The following is a 14,883-nucleotide window of genomic DNA, read 5'->3' as shown; positions in this document are numbered from 1 at the left end:
ACAATCCAGATACGTTTCGTTTCTATACTAGGCCCCTTACAAGAACGCCGCGGCCTGCGGTACCACGCGCTTCCTGTCCAAAGACGCCTTGCGCAACGCGCAGCAGACGGCCGTCGCGCTCGACATCATCGGCATGATGGATGCACTGAAGATCGAGAGCGCGGTCTTCGGCGCCTTCGACTGGGGCGCGCGCACCGCCTGCATCATCGCCGCCCTGTTCCCGGAACGCTGCAAAGGCCTGGTGTCGGTCAGCGGCTACCTGATCGGTACGCCGGCCGGCAACAGGAAGCCGCTGCCGCCGCAGGCCGAGTACGAATGGTGGTACCAGTACTACTTCGCAACGGAGCGCGGCAAGCTGGGTTATGAGGCAAACCGCAATGACTTCAACCGCCTGATCTGGAAAACCGCCTCGCCCAGGTGGGCCTTCGACGACGCCACCTTTGCGCGCAGCGCGGCGGCATTCGACAATCCGGACCACGTTGAGATCGTGGTCCACAACTATCGCTGGCGCCTCGGCCTGGCCGATGGCGAACGCAAATACGATGCACTGGAAGCCAGGCTGGCAACCGGCCCTGCAATCACCGTGCCATCGATCACGATGGAAGGTGATGCCAACGGTGCACCGCACGCGCCGCCGGCTGCCTATGCGAAAAAATTTACCGGCAAGTACCAGCACCGCACGCTGAGCGGCGGCATCGGCCACAACCTGCCACAGGAAGCGCCGCGCGACTTTGCGCAGGCCATCATCGACGTGGCGGCCCTGTGATCAGATAAAGCTGGATGGATGCGCCTCGAACAGCTTCCTGTGCTCCTGCATGCAGAAGTAATACGTGCGCTTGCGGTAGGTGGTGGAGAACGAGCTCGCCTTGTCGACATCCATTTCGCAAACCGGGCACAGTGGATGCTGACCGGTCGAGCGGCGTGCCTTGGCATAGGCGCTGTTGGAGAACGGGTCCAGCCAGCCCTGCCCCTGGTATTCCATGGTATTGGCCGTGTTGCGCGCCACGGTGCGGCCAAAGTAGCGCTCCACCACACGCAAGGCCAGGTCGATGCCGGACGAGAGGCCGCCCGCGGTAGCGATATTGCCTTCTTCGACAAACCGTGCACCGCGCTTGAGCGCAACGCGCGGGAACTTCATGGCGAAATCCTTGAAGGCGGCGTGATGGGTGACTGCCGACTTTCCGTCCAATAGCCCCGCATGGGCCAGGATGAACGCGCCGGTGCAGACCGACATTGTCAGGTCCGCCGTGCGCGACGCCTGGCGCAGCCACTCCAGCACGGCCGGGTCGCTCACGGTTTGCGCAGGAACCACGATCACCCTTGGCGCCGGCGCGTTGGCAATGGAGAAGTTCGGCACGATCTTCATGCCGCCATAGGTAGTGATCGGCGCCTCCGTCGCGCCAACCGTGTATAGCTGGAACAGCGTCCCCTCCCGTCCCGGCACGCTGACGTTGCAGAACACTTCCCAAGGGCCGCCAAAGTCGATCATCACCGCATTGTCCGACAGCAGGAAAGCAACCGGGATGGAGCCTTGCGCCGGTGGCGCCAATGGCGCTGCCGGCGCAGCGGCCTGCTGCGCTTTGGCATGCGCCAGCGCCGGCAGCGCGGCACCCAGGCCCATTGCGGTGGAAATACGGAAAAGGTCTCGTCTTTTCATGGTCTCGCCTCAGTGGATTGTCAAGGCTTGCAGTCTCCCATCGCCCTTGTGCGCAGCGCGATGCTGTTCGCTGCAGCCTGCTGTGGTTTCGCTGCAAACCGGTGTCCCGCTGCCTTGATATCCCATATGATTGCGGCCATGACCGCAATTGCTCCCTTCATCGCCTGGCTGGCACTGGCCCTGTTCGATGCGACCCAGACCGTGGTGTCCATGCGCGCCATGGGCATGCAGCACGACTGGTGGACGCTGTTCTTCGTGATCGTTGCATCGTGGGGCGCATGGGCGGCGGCCACCCCGCTGGCGCTTGCACTGCTGCGGCACTTTCCCCTGCCTTCGCGCGCCATGCGCAATTGGGCCGTGCATATCTGCGCCTGCCTGGCAATCGGAGCGGCGTGGACCTGCTGGGCCGCCACGCTGGAACATGCGTTCAATCCTTTCGCCTACCCCAAGGGCCCCGATCCGTTTTTGCCACTCTGGAAATCGAAGTTCATCGGCAACCTGGTGGGCGAAGTGATCCTGTATGGCGCGGTTACGGCGCTCAGCGTCACTTTCGCCACCCGCAAGCGCTTGTCGCAGCAGCGCGAGCTGCTGGCGCAGGCGCAGCTGGCCGCACTGCGGCTGCAGCTCGAGCCACATTTCATTTTCAATGCGCTCAACGCGGTTACAGGCCTGATCCGCGAGAAGAAGGATAACGAGGCGATTGCCACCATTGCTGCCCTGGGCGACCTGCTGCGCCGGGTGACGGATCGTTCCGAGCGCCAACTGGTAGCACTGGAAAGCGAAGCCGATTTCCTGCGCAAGTATCTCGAAGTCCAGCAGGTGCGCTTCGGCGAGCGCCTGCACTGGCAGCTCGACATTCCGGCCGCAATCTCGGGCGCTCAGGTGCCCGACCTTGTCCTGCAGCCGCTGGTGGAAAACGCCATCAAGCATGGCATCGCCAAACGCGCCAAAGGCGGAACACTGCGCGTCACGGCTGCCCGCGCAGGCGAGGTGCTGACGCTATCCGTCGCCAACGACGGTCCGGGGCTGGCGGCGCCGCTGCGCGACGGCGTCGGACTGTCCAACACGCGCCAGCGCCTGCAAGCGCTGTACGGCGGGCAGCAATCGCTGCAACTGCGCGACTCCGGGCAAGGGGTGCTGGCCACCCTCACCTTACCCTACCGGGGGCAATAATGCTGCGGGCATTGATCGTCGACGACGAGCCACTGGCACGCAGCAACGTCGCCCTGCTGCTGGCGCGCGACCCGGCCATCGCGCTGGTCGGCCAATGCGGCTCGGCGGAAGAAGCGCTGGCGGCATTACCTGCGGCCCGGCCCGACCTGCTCTTCCTCGACGTGGAGATGCCCGAATGCGACGGCTTTGACCTGCTGGAGCGCCTGGGCACCGCCCCGCCTTTTGCCATCGTCTTCGTTACGGCCCACCACCAGTTCGCACTGCGCGCCTTTGAAGTCGGCGCGCTTGACTACCTGCTCAAGCCCTTCGACGACCAGCGCTTCGAACGCGTGCTGGAGCGCGTGAAAGAACGCCTGCGTGCGCCGGGCGAAACGCGCCGCTTCATCGTCAGGAACGGCAACGCGCTGGAGGTGGTGAAATTTACCGACATCGACTGGGTCGAGGCCAGCGACTATTACGCCACTTTGCATGCGGCCGGCCGCGCCCATATGCTGCGCCGCAGCCTGTCCGATCTCGAAGGCGAACTGGCGCCGCACGGCTTCCAGCGCATTCACCGCTCCGCCATCGTCAACCTGGAACGGGTAAGGACCCTGGAGCTGCATGAAGACGGCGAGTATGAAGTCGTGCTGGATGGCGGCCAGCGCCTGCGCATGAGCCGCCGCTATCGCAAGGCGGTGCTGGATCGAATGTCCCCGACTTAGTTTATACTTGCATTTTTTTTAACCCCAGAAGACATGCAACGACTGATACTGGCCATTGCCGCGCTGGCCCTGAGCGCGTGCGCCACCAAGGAGCAAAACCGCATCCAGGAAATTGGCGTCACGCCGCTGCGCGACCTGAATATCGCCAAAGTTGAAATCCCCGACGTCCTGCGCGACGCCATCGGCAATCCATACAAAACCCCCTCCGACCGGAGCTGCCCGGCCTTGCTGGCGCAAGTTGCGGACCTGGACGAAGAGCTTGGGCCGGACTTCGACGTTCCTGAAGAAAAGCAGAGCCATATGGACGCTTCGAAGGAAGCACTGGGCGATGCCGCAACCGGCGCCCTGGCACGCACGGTGGAAGGCGCAATTCCATTCCGCGGCTGGCTGCGCAAGCTAAGCGGCGCGGAGCGCCAATCGCGGAAAGCTCAAAGCGCAATCCTGGCGGGCAAAGTGCGTCGCGGCTACCTGCGCGGCATCATGGAGTCGAATTCCTGCCAGAAGGCATAAACGCTTGCTTTTGCTGCGCCGCATCATGCTAGAATCGTTGTCATCCAAGCCACAACGGGGGCCAGCAAATGAAACGCGTAATCTTCAACCAGAAGGGCGGCGTCGGTAAATCGACCATTGCGGTAAACCTGGCGGCCATTGCGGCGCACCATGGCAAACGCACGCTATTGATCGATATCGACCCGCAGTGCAATAGCAGCCGTTACCTGCTCGGTGCGGCGACCGCAGCACTGGCGCCTACGCTTGGCGCCTACTTCGAGCAAATGCTCAGTTTCAGCATGTTTGCCAAGCCGGCCGGCGAATACGTGCACGCTACGCCGTTCGACAACCTGTCCATCATGCTGGCCCATCCCGAACTGGGCGACCTGCAATCGAAGCTGGAGTCGCGCCACAAGATCTACAAGCTGCGCGATACGCTGAACGAGCTGGAAAAGGAATACGACGAAATCTACGTCGATACGCCGCCGGCCTACAATTTCTTCACCCAGTCGGCCCTGATCGCGGCCGATAGCTGCCTGATCCCCTTTGACTGCGACGACTTCTCGCGGCAGGCGCTCTACACCCTGGTCAACAACGTCAAAGAAATCAAGGCCGACCACAATCCGAACCTGCAGATTGAAGGCATCGTGGTCAACCAGTTCCAGCCACGCGCCCTGCTGCCGCAGCGCATGGTCGACCAGCTCAAGGAAGAAGGCTTGCCGGTATTCGAGAACAAGCTCTCCAGCTCGATCCGCATCCGCGAATCGCACGAGCGCAACCTGCCGATGATCCACCTTGACCGCAGCCACAAGCTAAGCCAGGAATTCCTCGCCCTGTACGGCGAGCTGCAGCCGGCGTAATACGCCAGGCTTGATCCAGGTCATGGCCGGGCCGCGGCGGCATGGCTATGCTGGCGGATTTTGCCTGCCATGCTGACCGCCCCCGAACTCCTCCTGCCCGCCGGCTCCCTGGCCAAGATGAACGCCGCCCTCGACTACGGCGCCGATGCCGTCTACGCCGGCCAGCCGCGCTACAGCCTGCGCGTGCGGAACAACGACTTCTCCACCCTGCAGGCGCTGCAGGAAGGCATCGACGGCGCCCACGCACGCGGCAAGCAGTTCTTCGTCGCCAGTAATATCTTCGCCCACAACGCAAAGCTCAAGACCTACCTGCGCGATATGGCGCCCGTGATTGCCATGCAGCCCGACGCGCTGATCATGGCCGATCCGGGCTTGATCATGATGGTGCGCGAAGAGTGGCCCGACATGCCGATCCACCTCTCGGTGCAGGCCAACGCCGTCAACTGGGCCGACGTGAAATTCTGGCAGCGCATGGGCCTGACCCGCGTGATCCTGTCGCGCGAACTGTCGCTCGACGAGATCGAGGAAATCCGCCAGCGTTGCCCGGACATGGAACTGGAAGTGTTCGTACACGGCGCGCTGTGCATGGCATATTCCGGCCGCTGCCTGCTATCCGGCTATTTCAATCACCGCGACGCCAACCAGGGCAGCTGCACCAATGCCTGCCGCTGGGACTACAAGGTGGGCGAAGGCTGCCAGGACGCCACCGGCGACATTTCGGTGCTGCACCAGCAGCCGCGCCACCCGCTGTCCAACCAGACTTATTTGCTGGAAGAAGCCGGACGCCCCGACCAGCTGATGCCGATCTTCGAAGACGAACACGGCACGTACATCATGAACTCGAAAGACCTGCGCGCAGTGGAGCACGTGGAACGCCTTGTGAAGATCGGCATCACCTCGCTGAAAGTGGAAGGCCGCACCAAATCCGCCTACTACGCAGCGCGCACGGCACAGGTGTACCGCAAGGCGATTGACGATGCGGTAGCCGGCCTCCCCTTCGACGAAAGCCTGCTCGGCCAGCTCCAGGGCCTGGCCAACCGCGGCTACACGGACGGTTTCTACCAGCGCCACCATACGCAAGAACACCAGAACTACATGCGCGGCGCCTCGGAAACCGACCGTAGCCAGTATGTAGGGGATGTACTGGAAATCGACGGCGGCTGGGCGCGCGTCGATGTGAAGAACCATTTCGCGGTGGGCGACCGCATTGAAGTCATGCACCCGGGCGGCAACCGCGATATCACCATCGCCCGCATGCTGGCGAACGATGGCGGCGAGATCACGGTTGCCCCAGGCAGCGGCCACATCGTGCACATCCAGCTCGATGCAGGGCTGGATGGCGCAATGCTGTCGCGCTATCTGTAGCCGGATAAAAGTCGGGGTCAGCTCCGGCAATCAGACATAAATTCCGCGAGCGAAACTTATGTCTGATTGCCGGAGCTGACCCCGACTTTTCAATTGAGAGTAATTACCAGAAGATCACGCGCTGCTGCGGCGACAGGTACATCTTGTCGCCTTCTTTCACGCCAAAGGCGTCGTAGAAGCCCGGATGATTTTTCAGGCTGCCGTTCACGCGAAATTCGGATGGCGAGTGCGGGTCGGACTTCACTTGCTGGATCAGAAAAGCGTCGCGGCCTTTGCCGCGGCGTGCCTGCGCCATGCCCATGAAGATGCGCTGTTCGGCGGTATAGCCGTCGATCACCGGGCCCGGCTGGCCTTTCATGTAGATCTTGTAGGCGCGGGTAGCCATGATCAGGCCGGCGTTGTCGGCAATGTTCTCGCCCAGGGTCAGTTCGCCGTTCACGTTATACCCCGCCAGCGGGCTGTAGCCGTTGTACTGCGCTACCAGCATCTTGCCGCGTGCCGCAAACTTTTCGCCGTCTTCCCTGGTCCACCAGTTGCGCAGGTTGCCGTCGCCGTCGTATTGCGAGCCTTTATCGTCGAAGGCGTGGCTGATTTCGTGGCCGATCGAGATGCCGACCGCACCGTAATTGACCGCCGGTTCCGCCTTGGCGTCATACAGCGGGTACTGCAGGCGCGCCGCCGGGAACACGACCTCGTTCAGCGAAGGGCTGTAATAGGCGTTGACAGTTTGCGGCGTCATGCTCCACGCCGAACGGTCCACCGGCTTGCCCAGTTTGTCGATACTGAAGCTGTGCGCGAATTCGCGCGAGCGCAGCACATTGCCCACCAGGTCGGTGCGCGCCACTTTCAGCCTGGTGTAATCGCGCCATTTGTCCGGATAGCCGACCTTGACGTTGATCTTGGCCAGCTTGGCCTGCGCCTGCAGCTTGGTTTCAGGGCTCATCCACTCTAGCGTGTCGATCCCTTCGCGGAAAGCAGCGATGAAGTTCTGCGCCATCTCCGCCACCTGCTGCTTGCGTTCAGCCGGGAAGTATTCTTTTACATAAGCCTTGCCCACCATTTCGCCCAGCGCACGGTTCACTTCCGTAATGGCGCGTTTTTGCAGCGAGCGGTTTTCCTTGGTGCCGGCCAGCACGGCGCCGCGGAAAGCGAAGTTTTCATCGACCAAAGGCTGCGACAGGTAGGGCGCGAACGAGCTGATCATGTGGAATTCAAAGTAAGCCTTCCACGCAGGCAGCGGCGTCGCTTCAATCAGCTTGTCCAGCGCCGCCAGGTAGCTTGGCTGGCTGACGATCACGGAATCGATCTTGCCTGCCACGCCAACGCCCTTCAGGTAAGCATCCCAGTCGAAGCCCGGCATCAGCGCTTTCAGCTCGGCCAGCGACAGCTTGTTGTAGGTCCTGACCGGATCGCGGTTTTCCACGGCGGACCAGTGGGCGCGGGCGATCTCTGTTTCCAGCGCCACGATCTGTGCCGCCTCCTGCGCCGCCTGCGCGTGGCCGGCCAGCGCCAGCACCTTTTCAACGTGCTGCTGGTACCTGGCGCGGATATCGCTCAGGCGCGCATCCTTTTCGGACAGGAAGTAGTCGCGGTTCGGCAGGCCCAGGCCGGACTGGCGGATGGCCACCACGTAGCGTGTCGAATCCTTCGCATCCTGGCGCACGCTCATGTCAAGCGGGCCGCCGCCATCGATGCGGTTCAGGTGCGCCACCAGCGCACCGATGCCCTGCTTGCCGGATAAGGCAGCAATACGCGCCTGCTCCGCCTTCAGCGGCTTCAGGCCCAGCGCATTGCGGCGCGCTTCATCCATGAAGCTGGCGTAGTAGTCGCCGATCTTCTGCGCGTCGGAACCGGGCTTGCGCGTCTTGTCGCGTTGCGCATTCTCGATGATGGAATTGACCTGCCCTTCCACGTTTTCCTGCGCCACATTGAACGCCCCCCAGCTCGAACGGTCGGCCGGAATCTCGACGCCGCTCAGCCACTTGCCTTGCGAATAACGGAAAAAATCGTCCTGCGCGCGGACCTGCTGGTCAATGCCGGCAGCGTCAATGCCCGAACCCAGTTGCGCCGCCCATGCGTGGGAACATGCCAGGCCAACAATCAGGCTGCCGAGAATAGTGCGTTTCATGTAATAACTCCGATGAAAAAAATGCTCCCGGCAGTATGCCGCAGCCAGCGCCGCGCGTGGACGCTGCGGCCCAACGAGCAACACTAAGTTACATAAGGCCGGGCATTTGACCAACAGCCCGGCAAGGCCGATACTTGCCGGGTTTTAGATCCATTCACCCCAACCAGGAGGTAACCAGTGAAATATTCCATGCTGGCCACCGTGCTGCTGGCTGCAGCCGCAGCGCAAGCGCAGGACGTGCCGAAGATCGATCCGCAGCGCCTGTCGCAGGACGTTAAAACTTTGGCATCCGATGAATTCGAAGGCCGCGGCCCGAACACCGCCGGCGAAATAAAAACCGTCGAATACATCGCCAGGCAATTCGAAGCAGCCGGCCTGAAGCCGGGCGGCGACCTGGTGAAAGGCAAGCGCAGCTGGTACCAGGAAGTCCCGCTGGGCCGCTTCGAGATCAAAGGCCCGGTGGTGCTGAATGCGCACGCCGGCAAGGACAGCATCGCGTTTGCCCAAGGCGAGCAGATGGCAGTGCGCGCCGCGATGAACGGCGCCAAGCGTGTCGACTTCGACAAGGTCCCGCTGGTTTTCGTCGGCTATGGCGTCACCGCACCTGAGCGCAAGTGGAGCGACTTCAAGGGCGTGAACCTGAAGGGCAAGCTGGCCGTGGTGCTGATCAACGATCCGGACTTCGAAACCGGTGAAGGCGAATTCGGCGGCAAGGCCATGACCTACTACGGCCGCTGGACCTACAAGTACGAAGAGATGGCGCGCCAGGGCGCGATCGGCACCCTGATCGTGCACGAAACAGCGCCGGCTTCCTACGGCTGGGCGACGGTGAAGAATTCCAACACCAACGTGATGTACGACATCGTGCGCAAAGAGCCAGGCAAGTCGCACGCGCCGATGGAAGCATGGATCCAGCGCGACGTGGCGTCCGACCTGTTCAAGCGCGCCGGCCTCGATTTCGACGCGCTCAAGAAGCAGGCGCAAACGCGCGACTTCAAGCCGGTGGAACTGAAAGGCGTCAGCCTGTCGGCCCACTATGCGGTGGACGCGCAAGTGATCAAGTCGAAGAACGTGATCGCCGTGCGCGAAGGCAGCGCAGCACCAAATGAAACCGTGATCTACAGCGGTCACTGGGACCACCTCGGCGTCGGCCTGCCGGACGCCAAAGGCGACAAGATCTACAACGGTGCCATCGACAACGGCACCGGCATCGCCGCTTTGCTGGAACTGGGCCGCGCCTACGCCAAGGCGCCGGCACCCAAGCGCAGCGTGGTATTCCTGGCCGTGACGGCGGAAGAAAAAGGCTTGCTCGGCTCCGAGTACTACGCATCCAACCCGGTCTATCCGTTGGCCACCACCGTCGGCATGATCAATATGGATGCACTGAGCCCATACGGCCCCGCACGCAACTTCACCATTTCCGGCAGCGCCAAGCTGGACCTGCTCGATATGCTGGTCGCCAAGTTCAAAGCGCTGAACGTCAGCTACACGCCTGACCCGCATACCGAAGCCGGCTACTTCTTCCGCTCCGACCACTTCCCGATGGCCAAGCGCGGCGTGCCTGCTTTCTCGCTCGATTCCGGCGAAGACTGGGAACAAGGCGGCGTGGCAGCCGGCAAAGCGGCGCAGGAAGCCTACACCAACAACAATTACCACCAGCCTTCGGACGAGTGGGATGCCAAGTGGCCGTTCAGCGGCATGGCGCGCGACCTCGGCGTGCTGTATAGCCTGGGCCGCGACCTGGCAGAATCGAAGGACTGGCCGAACTGGTCGAGCGACTCCGAGTTCCGCACCATTCGCGACCAGAGCGCAGCAAAACGTTCCAGGTAAAAATGCAAAGCCAAGTCAAGGCCCTCCACGGAGGGCCTTTTCTTTTTCTGCGAGGCGTGCCATGCTGGGTTCACAAAAAGGATCGTTTAAGCTGGAGACAAATCATGAACTTCACGCAGTCGATGAGCATTGCCAAGAAACTCGCAGTGCTGAATGCCGGTGCCATCCTCGGCATCATCATCCTTACCGCCATTTTCCTCATTTCAGAGCGCACCCTCATCCTTGAGGAAAGGACCAGCAACGTGCGGCAGGCCGTCGAAACGGCCTATGGTGTGCTCGACTACTACCAGAAGCAGGAAGCGGCTGGCGCCCTGCCGCGCGCTGAAGCCCAGAAGAAGGCAATGGATGCGATCAAGGTGTTGCGATATGGCAACAACGAGTATTTCTGGCTCAACGATATGCAGCCGAAGATGATCATGCACCCGATCAAACCGGAACTCGACAACAAGGACCTCAGCGCCAACAAGGACCCGACCGGCAAACACCTGTTCGTCGAATTCGTCAACATGGTCAAAAAAGCAGGCGCCGGCCCGGTCGATTACATGTGGCCCAAGCCTGGCAGCGACAAGCCGGTGCAAAAGGTCTCCTACGTCAAAGGCTTTGAACCCTGGGGCTGGATACTCGGCTCCGGCGTCTACGTCGACACTGTCGACGCCACCGTGCGCGGACGCGCCGTCGTCTTCGCCGCAGGTGCGGTGGTGCTGGCCGCCGTACTGCTTGGCATCGGCGTCTTCATCGCTCGCGGCATGCTGCGCCAGTTGGGCGGCGAACCGGATTACGCTTCCGCGATTGCCCGCAGCATTGCGGGTGGCGACCTGACCGTGCCGATCGACGTCAAGCATGACGACAACAGCAGCATGGTCAACGCGCTGAAGGGCATGCGCGACGACCTGGCGCGCATCGTCAGCTCGGTGCGCAACGCCACCGATACCATCGCCACCGCATCGGGCGAAATCGCGGCCGGCAATAGCGACCTGTCGGCGCGTACCGAAAGCCAGGCCAGCTCGCTGGAGGAGACCGCGGCATCGATGGAAGAACTGACTTCGACTGTGCGCCAGAATGCAGACAATGCCCGCACTGCCAACGAACTGGCCGCCAACGCTTCGGAAGTGGCGCAGAAAGGCGGCGCCGTGGTGTCGCAGGTGGTTGAGACCATGGCCTCCATCGACAGCTCTTCGCGCAAGATCGTCGACATCATCAGCGTAATCGATGGCATTGCGTTCCAGACCAACATCCTGGCGCTGAATGCGGCAGTGGAAGCGGCGCGTGCCGGCGAACAGGGCCGCGGCTTCGCAGTCGTGGCGTCGGAAGTGCGCAACCTGGCGCAGCGCAGTGCCGCCGCTGCCAAGGAGATCAAGGACCTGATCGGCGCCTCGGTGGAAACCGTCGGCGTCGGCAATTCGCTGGTGGCGCAGGCCGGCAGCACCATGCAGGAAGTGGTGGAAAGCGTGCACCGCGTGCGCCAGGTCATCAACGAGATCAGTACCGCCAGCAACGAGCAAAGCGCCGGCATCGCCCAGGTCAATGAAGCGATTTCGCAAATGGATGCGGTGACGCAGCAGAATGCGGCGCTGGTCGAACAGGCTGCCGCTGCCGCGGCCAGCATGCAGCAGCAGTCGGCGGCGCTGCTGCAGGCGGTCGGCGTGTTCCGCGTCGATGCCGACGCCCCCGCCGCGCCGGGGCGCCGCACACCACGTCTTGGCCGCAGCTGATGTCGTGATATGATCGGGCCTGTCGAAAAAGGCAGGACCGGTTCAAGGTAAGCCCGATCCCTCTCCTCCCCGGAGAGCTCTGCTCCATGCGCAGTCTTGCATGAGAACCCACGACGATCCCGGCGCAAATGCGTCCCGGGCTCGTCGGGGCGTTGCCAATCGATCCTCACAGGCACTCCCGTTGGGCCCACCAACTATGGAGTCATCATGCAATTGAATCACCTCGACCTGTCCGTGCCCGATGTGGCCGCGGCTTCAACTTTCCTTACGCGCCACTTCGGCTTCGCGCTGCTGCAAACCAAAGGCAACCAGGGCATGGCCATATTGGCTGGCGACGGCGGCGTGGTACTCGTGCTTACGCGCAGCGAGGAGCCCAGCTACCCCAAGACATTCCACATCGGCTTCCTGGTGGACGATGCCGGCAAAGTCAGCGCCAAACACGCCGAACTGGAGGCGGCCGGCGTGAGCGGGCTTTCGCCGCTGCAGGATATGCGCGGAGGCCCTGGCTTCTATTGCCGCACCGGGTGGGGAATCTTGCTGGAGGTTGCGCACCGCGTGCCAGTACCCGTGAGGTAGCACCGGTGCGCAGGCCCCTCGCGGGGCCTTGCCTTATTTGACGCGGGTGTAGGTCATTTCCATCCACTTCATGTCCTTGCCATTCTGCCCCGGCCCCCACATTTCCAGTTTGTGGTTGTCGTTGTCGGTGATGGCCACGCTCATGGTGTATGGAATTTCCTTGCCGCTCATCGGGTCGGACATCATGCCCTTGTACTTGATGGTGTTGCCAGTCATGGCGCCATGGGCCAGCGTCATGCCGGTGCCGCTGGAATCGATCCAGCTGCCGAAGTACTTCTTCGTCACGTTGTCATAGCCCTGGATGCCCATGCCATCGAATGGCTGGCCCATGAACTTGCCCTGGTAGTTCTCCTGCAGGTAACGGTTACCCATGATCCATTTGCGTTCCGTGGAACCGTCGGTTTCTTCAGGAGGTTTGGATGGGTCCATCCACATTTTTGACTTGACCGTGAACTTGCCTGCCAGCGCGTCAAGCTTCTTGTGCGCTTCGCCGGGAGCGGCGGCCTTGGCCATCATCTCCATTGCCGCCTTGTCGTCAGGCGGCGCGGCGGCCTTTTTCTTTTCCGGGGCGGCGCTGACGGCGGCGCCGGCCAGGGTGAATCCCGCAACAACCAGGTACTGCGCGATACGACGGAGCTTCATGACTTCCTCCTTATCCAGCAGGGTTGTGGAAGGGCCATTCTCCGCGCGGCCGCGCAGCCCGTCAACTGCGCCGCTCGGTTTCACGCAACTTGCGGCGCAGACGCAGGTTATCCGCCACAACCGACACCAACGCAAGCATCATGAGTACGACTACCGCATCAGTATCCAGATATCGCCAGAACGCCCACGCCCCAAATGCGCAAGCAGCGGCAGATAGCAGAAGCAGAAACTGGTCTCTCATCACCGAGTCATCCGTGCTTGGTACAAACTACGACCGATTACCCTTGCATCATAGATCACCGGGTGACGACGCATTGTGTCGGCCAACCAAGGGCGGTATAGGCCGTTGCATCGGATATCCCACATCACGTCGGCTAGGGAGACGCCTCCGCTCAGCGTCCTTCCCGTCGCGACAGCAATGCTCCCGATAACTGCTCCCACATAAAAGGCAGCACCCATTGTCGCTATTGCGCCAAGTTTCTCTGCGCGCAGTCCAGCGCCTATCATTTCACCTACCGTGATTCTTTGTCCGAATTTATCGATATGCGCAATGAATGCTGCCGCGTTTGCCAGTGCCATCTGAAGACTACCAAATAATGACACTGGCGCCGGCAAGCCTAGCGATTCCATATTTTCTCGGAAGTACTGGTAGAAGTTGGACATGGTCACTCCCCGATGGATTGGCGTAAAAGGGAGAGTAGCGCCACGAGGGGCGGCGCGTTTTGCGCTGGGGCAAGTGAAGTGCTTACGCGGCGTAGATGCTGACGGCTTCGACCATGAAAGGCGCGAGGTCGGGGTGGATATTGCCGAAGCTGGCGCGGAAGCGCGGACCGTCGCGCGAGGATGCCCCGCTTCCTGCTGCTATGCCGCCATCCTCAAGGCTGACGCCGCGTCAGGGTCGCGCAATACTGCTCAGCCCAGTTCAAAAGTTGTGATGCCGTACTGCCGCGCCAGCGGTAGCCTTGGGTCTGCACCGGTGTACATGCGCGCCGTTTCGAAGCAGGCATGCATGCCATGCCGTTCAGCCAGCGCCACGGCGGCGGCATTCGGCTCGGGCACGTCGAGGAAAACCGGTTCACCGGCCGGCACACGGCCACATACGGCCAGCATCAATTCCTCGGCCACTTGCGGCGATTCCGCGCACAGCGGGCCAATCTTGAAACCCGCGCGGCACGGGCGCAGCACCGCGTAGCCAAGCAGCGTGCCATCCGTATCGCGTACACCGAAGGCGACGCTGCCTGCCTGCTGCAACCAGCAGCGCATGAATTGCTCACGCTCGTCGGCGAAGAAAGCGCGGTCATATGCCAGCACTTCGCCCACATCGTGCGGGCCGAGCGGCAGCACGCGGTCGGCAGCCGGGACGTCGCTGCCACGGCCTTCATAGCGCACATTGCGGTGCGCCAGCTTGAAGCCGGAGCGCGCGTAGTTGGCCTGCTGGGCCGGTACGCCATCCAGCCCCACGTTGCGCCCTGCCAGCCGCGCCATGCCGGCGTGCCAGATCGCCATGCCGTAACCCTTGCTGCGATATTCAGGCCGCACGATATAGCCACCGATGAAACCGAACGCGGCGCCGAAGCGCACCGCGAAGATGCTGGCCACCGCTTCGCCATCCACAGTGCCCAGCAGGAAGCCGTCCGGGTCGGCCGCATAAAAACTGGCGGCATCCTGCAGTCCAGGATTCCAGCCCTCCGCCGCGGCCCAATCGAGCACCATATCGAGCTCGGGCAGGGTCATGGCACGAATGTCCATA

13 protein-coding genes and 1 pseudogene are annotated in these 14,883 nt (G+C 62.2%); 9 read left to right on the top strand and 5 right to left on the bottom strand.

Annotation, left to right across the window (positions count from 1 at the left end):
• Positions 1 to 58: 58 nt before the first annotated feature.
• A pseudogene (locus ASD07_RS27945) lies at positions 59 to 766 on the top strand (alpha/beta fold hydrolase); the annotation flags it as partial.
• On the opposite strand, the gene ASD07_RS27940 reads toward ASD07_RS27945, so the two are convergent.
• Complete coding sequence (locus tag ASD07_RS27940) at positions 767 to 1,657, bottom strand: DJ-1/PfpI family protein (RefSeq protein ID WP_082507611.1); 891 nt, start codon at positions 1,655 to 1,657, stop codon at positions 767 to 769.
• Positions 1,658 to 1,795: 138 nt separating this feature from the next.
• Here ASD07_RS27940 and ASD07_RS27935 point away from each other — a divergent pair, with 138 nt between their 5' ends.
• The 5 genes from ASD07_RS27935 (at position 1,796) to yegQ (ending at position 6,245) form a co-directional block, all read left to right on the top strand.
• A complete protein-coding gene (locus ASD07_RS27935) occupies positions 1,796 to 2,830 on the top strand; it encodes a sensor histidine kinase (RefSeq protein ID WP_162246606.1) in 1,035 nt (344 codons plus the stop codon).
• Positions 2,830 to 3,531: a LytTR family DNA-binding domain-containing protein gene (locus tag ASD07_RS27930; protein WP_055938454.1), complete on the top strand. Its 702-nt coding sequence runs from the start codon at positions 2,830 to 2,832 to the stop codon at positions 3,529 to 3,531. Before ASD07_RS27935 ends, ASD07_RS27930 begins: the two co-directional genes overlap by 1 nt.
• A gap of 33 nt (positions 3,532 to 3,564) precedes the next feature.
• Positions 3,565 to 4,041 (top strand): hypothetical protein, encoded by a 477-nt coding sequence (locus ASD07_RS27925; RefSeq protein ID WP_055938451.1) that lies wholly within the window; start codon positions 3,565 to 3,567, stop codon positions 4,039 to 4,041.
• A gap of 68 nt (positions 4,042 to 4,109) precedes the next feature.
• On the top strand, positions 4,110 to 4,880 hold the full coding sequence (locus ASD07_RS27920; protein WP_055938448.1) for a ParA family protein: 771 nt from the start codon (positions 4,110 to 4,112) through the stop codon (positions 4,878 to 4,880).
• A gap of 69 nt (positions 4,881 to 4,949) precedes the next feature.
• Complete coding sequence (gene yegQ / locus ASD07_RS27915) at positions 4,950 to 6,245, top strand: tRNA 5-hydroxyuridine modification protein YegQ (protein WP_200953864.1); 1,296 nt, start codon at positions 4,950 to 4,952, stop codon at positions 6,243 to 6,245.
• A 103-nt stretch (positions 6,246 to 6,348) separates the two neighbouring features.
• Here the strand turns inward: yegQ and ASD07_RS27910 are convergent, their stop codons facing one another.
• The gene (locus tag ASD07_RS27910; protein WP_055938445.1) at positions 6,349 to 8,373 is read right to left on the bottom strand and encodes a M13 family metallopeptidase; all 2,025 of its coding nucleotides are present in this window, start codon (positions 8,371 to 8,373) and stop codon (positions 6,349 to 6,351) included.
• A 177-nt stretch (positions 8,374 to 8,550) separates the two neighbouring features.
• Here ASD07_RS27910 and ASD07_RS27905 point away from each other — a divergent pair, with 177 nt between their 5' ends.
• From ASD07_RS27905 to ASD07_RS27895, 3 genes are all read left to right on the top strand, one after another.
• Entirely contained in the window at positions 8,551 to 10,203 is a 1,653-nt protein-coding gene (locus tag ASD07_RS27905) for a M28 family metallopeptidase (RefSeq protein WP_055938442.1), read from the top strand.
• A 104-nt stretch (positions 10,204 to 10,307) separates the two neighbouring features.
• Entirely contained in the window at positions 10,308 to 11,915 is a 1,608-nt protein-coding gene (locus ASD07_RS27900) for a methyl-accepting chemotaxis protein (protein ID WP_229207314.1), read from the top strand.
• 207 nt (positions 11,916 to 12,122) lie between these two features.
• The gene (locus ASD07_RS27895) at positions 12,123 to 12,491 is read left to right on the top strand and encodes a VOC family protein (RefSeq protein ID WP_055938439.1); all 369 of its coding nucleotides are present in this window, start codon (positions 12,123 to 12,125) and stop codon (positions 12,489 to 12,491) included.
• A 33-nt stretch (positions 12,492 to 12,524) separates the two neighbouring features.
• On the opposite strand, the gene ASD07_RS27890 is transcribed toward ASD07_RS27895, so the two are convergent.
• The 3 genes from ASD07_RS27890 to ASD07_RS27875 form a co-directional block, all read right to left on the bottom strand.
• Complete coding sequence (locus ASD07_RS27890) at positions 12,525 to 13,133, bottom strand: DUF1579 domain-containing protein (protein WP_156398206.1); 609 nt, start codon at positions 13,131 to 13,133, stop codon at positions 12,525 to 12,527.
• Between the two features lie 240 nt (positions 13,134 to 13,373).
• Positions 13,374 to 13,796, bottom strand: a complete 423-nt coding sequence (locus ASD07_RS27880) for a hypothetical protein (protein WP_055938428.1) — start codon at positions 13,794 to 13,796, stop codon at positions 13,374 to 13,376.
• A 249-nt stretch (positions 13,797 to 14,045) separates the two neighbouring features.
• A complete protein-coding gene (locus ASD07_RS27875; protein ID WP_229207313.1) occupies positions 14,046 to 14,882 on the bottom strand; it encodes a GNAT family N-acetyltransferase in 837 nt (278 codons plus the stop codon).
• Position 14,883 lies beyond the last annotated feature (1 nt).

The organism is Duganella sp. Root336D2 (assembly GCF_001425005.1).
Lineage (GTDB): Bacteria > Pseudomonadota > Gammaproteobacteria > Burkholderiales > Burkholderiaceae_D > Rugamonas.
The sequence above is the reverse complement of the archived record's forward strand: the minus strand, read 5'-3'. Positions and strand labels throughout refer to the sequence as shown.

Bases quoted from the DNA above. Each gene is read 5' to 3' on its own strand.
- ASD07_RS27940 (WP_082507611.1), bottom strand. From the start codon at position 1,657: ATGAAAAGACGAGACCTTTTCCGTATTTCCACCGCAATGGGCCTGGGT.
- ASD07_RS27935 (WP_162246606.1), top strand. From the start codon at position 1,796: ATGACCGCAATTGCTCCCTTCATCGCCTGGCTGGCACTGGCCCTGTTC.
- ASD07_RS27930 (WP_055938454.1), top strand. From the start codon at position 2,830: ATGCTGCGGGCATTGATCGTCGACGACGAGCCACTGGCACGCAGCAAC.
- ASD07_RS27925 (WP_055938451.1), top strand. From the start codon at position 3,565: ATGCAACGACTGATACTGGCCATTGCCGCGCTGGCCCTGAGCGCGTGC.
- ASD07_RS27920 (WP_055938448.1), top strand. From the start codon at position 4,110: ATGAAACGCGTAATCTTCAACCAGAAGGGCGGCGTCGGTAAATCGACC.
- yegQ (WP_200953864.1), top strand. From the start codon at position 4,950: ATGCTGACCGCCCCCGAACTCCTCCTGCCCGCCGGCTCCCTGGCCAAG.
- ASD07_RS27910 (WP_055938445.1), bottom strand. From the start codon at position 8,373: ATGAAACGCACTATTCTCGGCAGCCTGATTGTTGGCCTGGCATGTTCC.
- ASD07_RS27900 (WP_229207314.1), top strand. From the start codon at position 10,308: ATGAACTTCACGCAGTCGATGAGCATTGCCAAGAAACTCGCAGTGCTG.
- ASD07_RS27895 (WP_055938439.1), top strand. From the start codon at position 12,123: ATGCAATTGAATCACCTCGACCTGTCCGTGCCCGATGTGGCCGCGGCT.
- ASD07_RS27890 (WP_156398206.1), bottom strand. From the start codon at position 13,133: ATGAAGCTCCGTCGTATCGCGCAGTACCTGGTTGTTGCGGGATTCACC.
- ASD07_RS27880 (WP_055938428.1), bottom strand. From the start codon at position 13,796: ATGTCCAACTTCTACCAGTACTTCCGAGAAAATATGGAATCGCTAGGC.
- ASD07_RS27875 (WP_229207313.1), bottom strand. From the start codon at position 14,882: ATGGACATTCGTGCCATGACCCTGCCCGAGCTCGATATGGTGCTCGAT.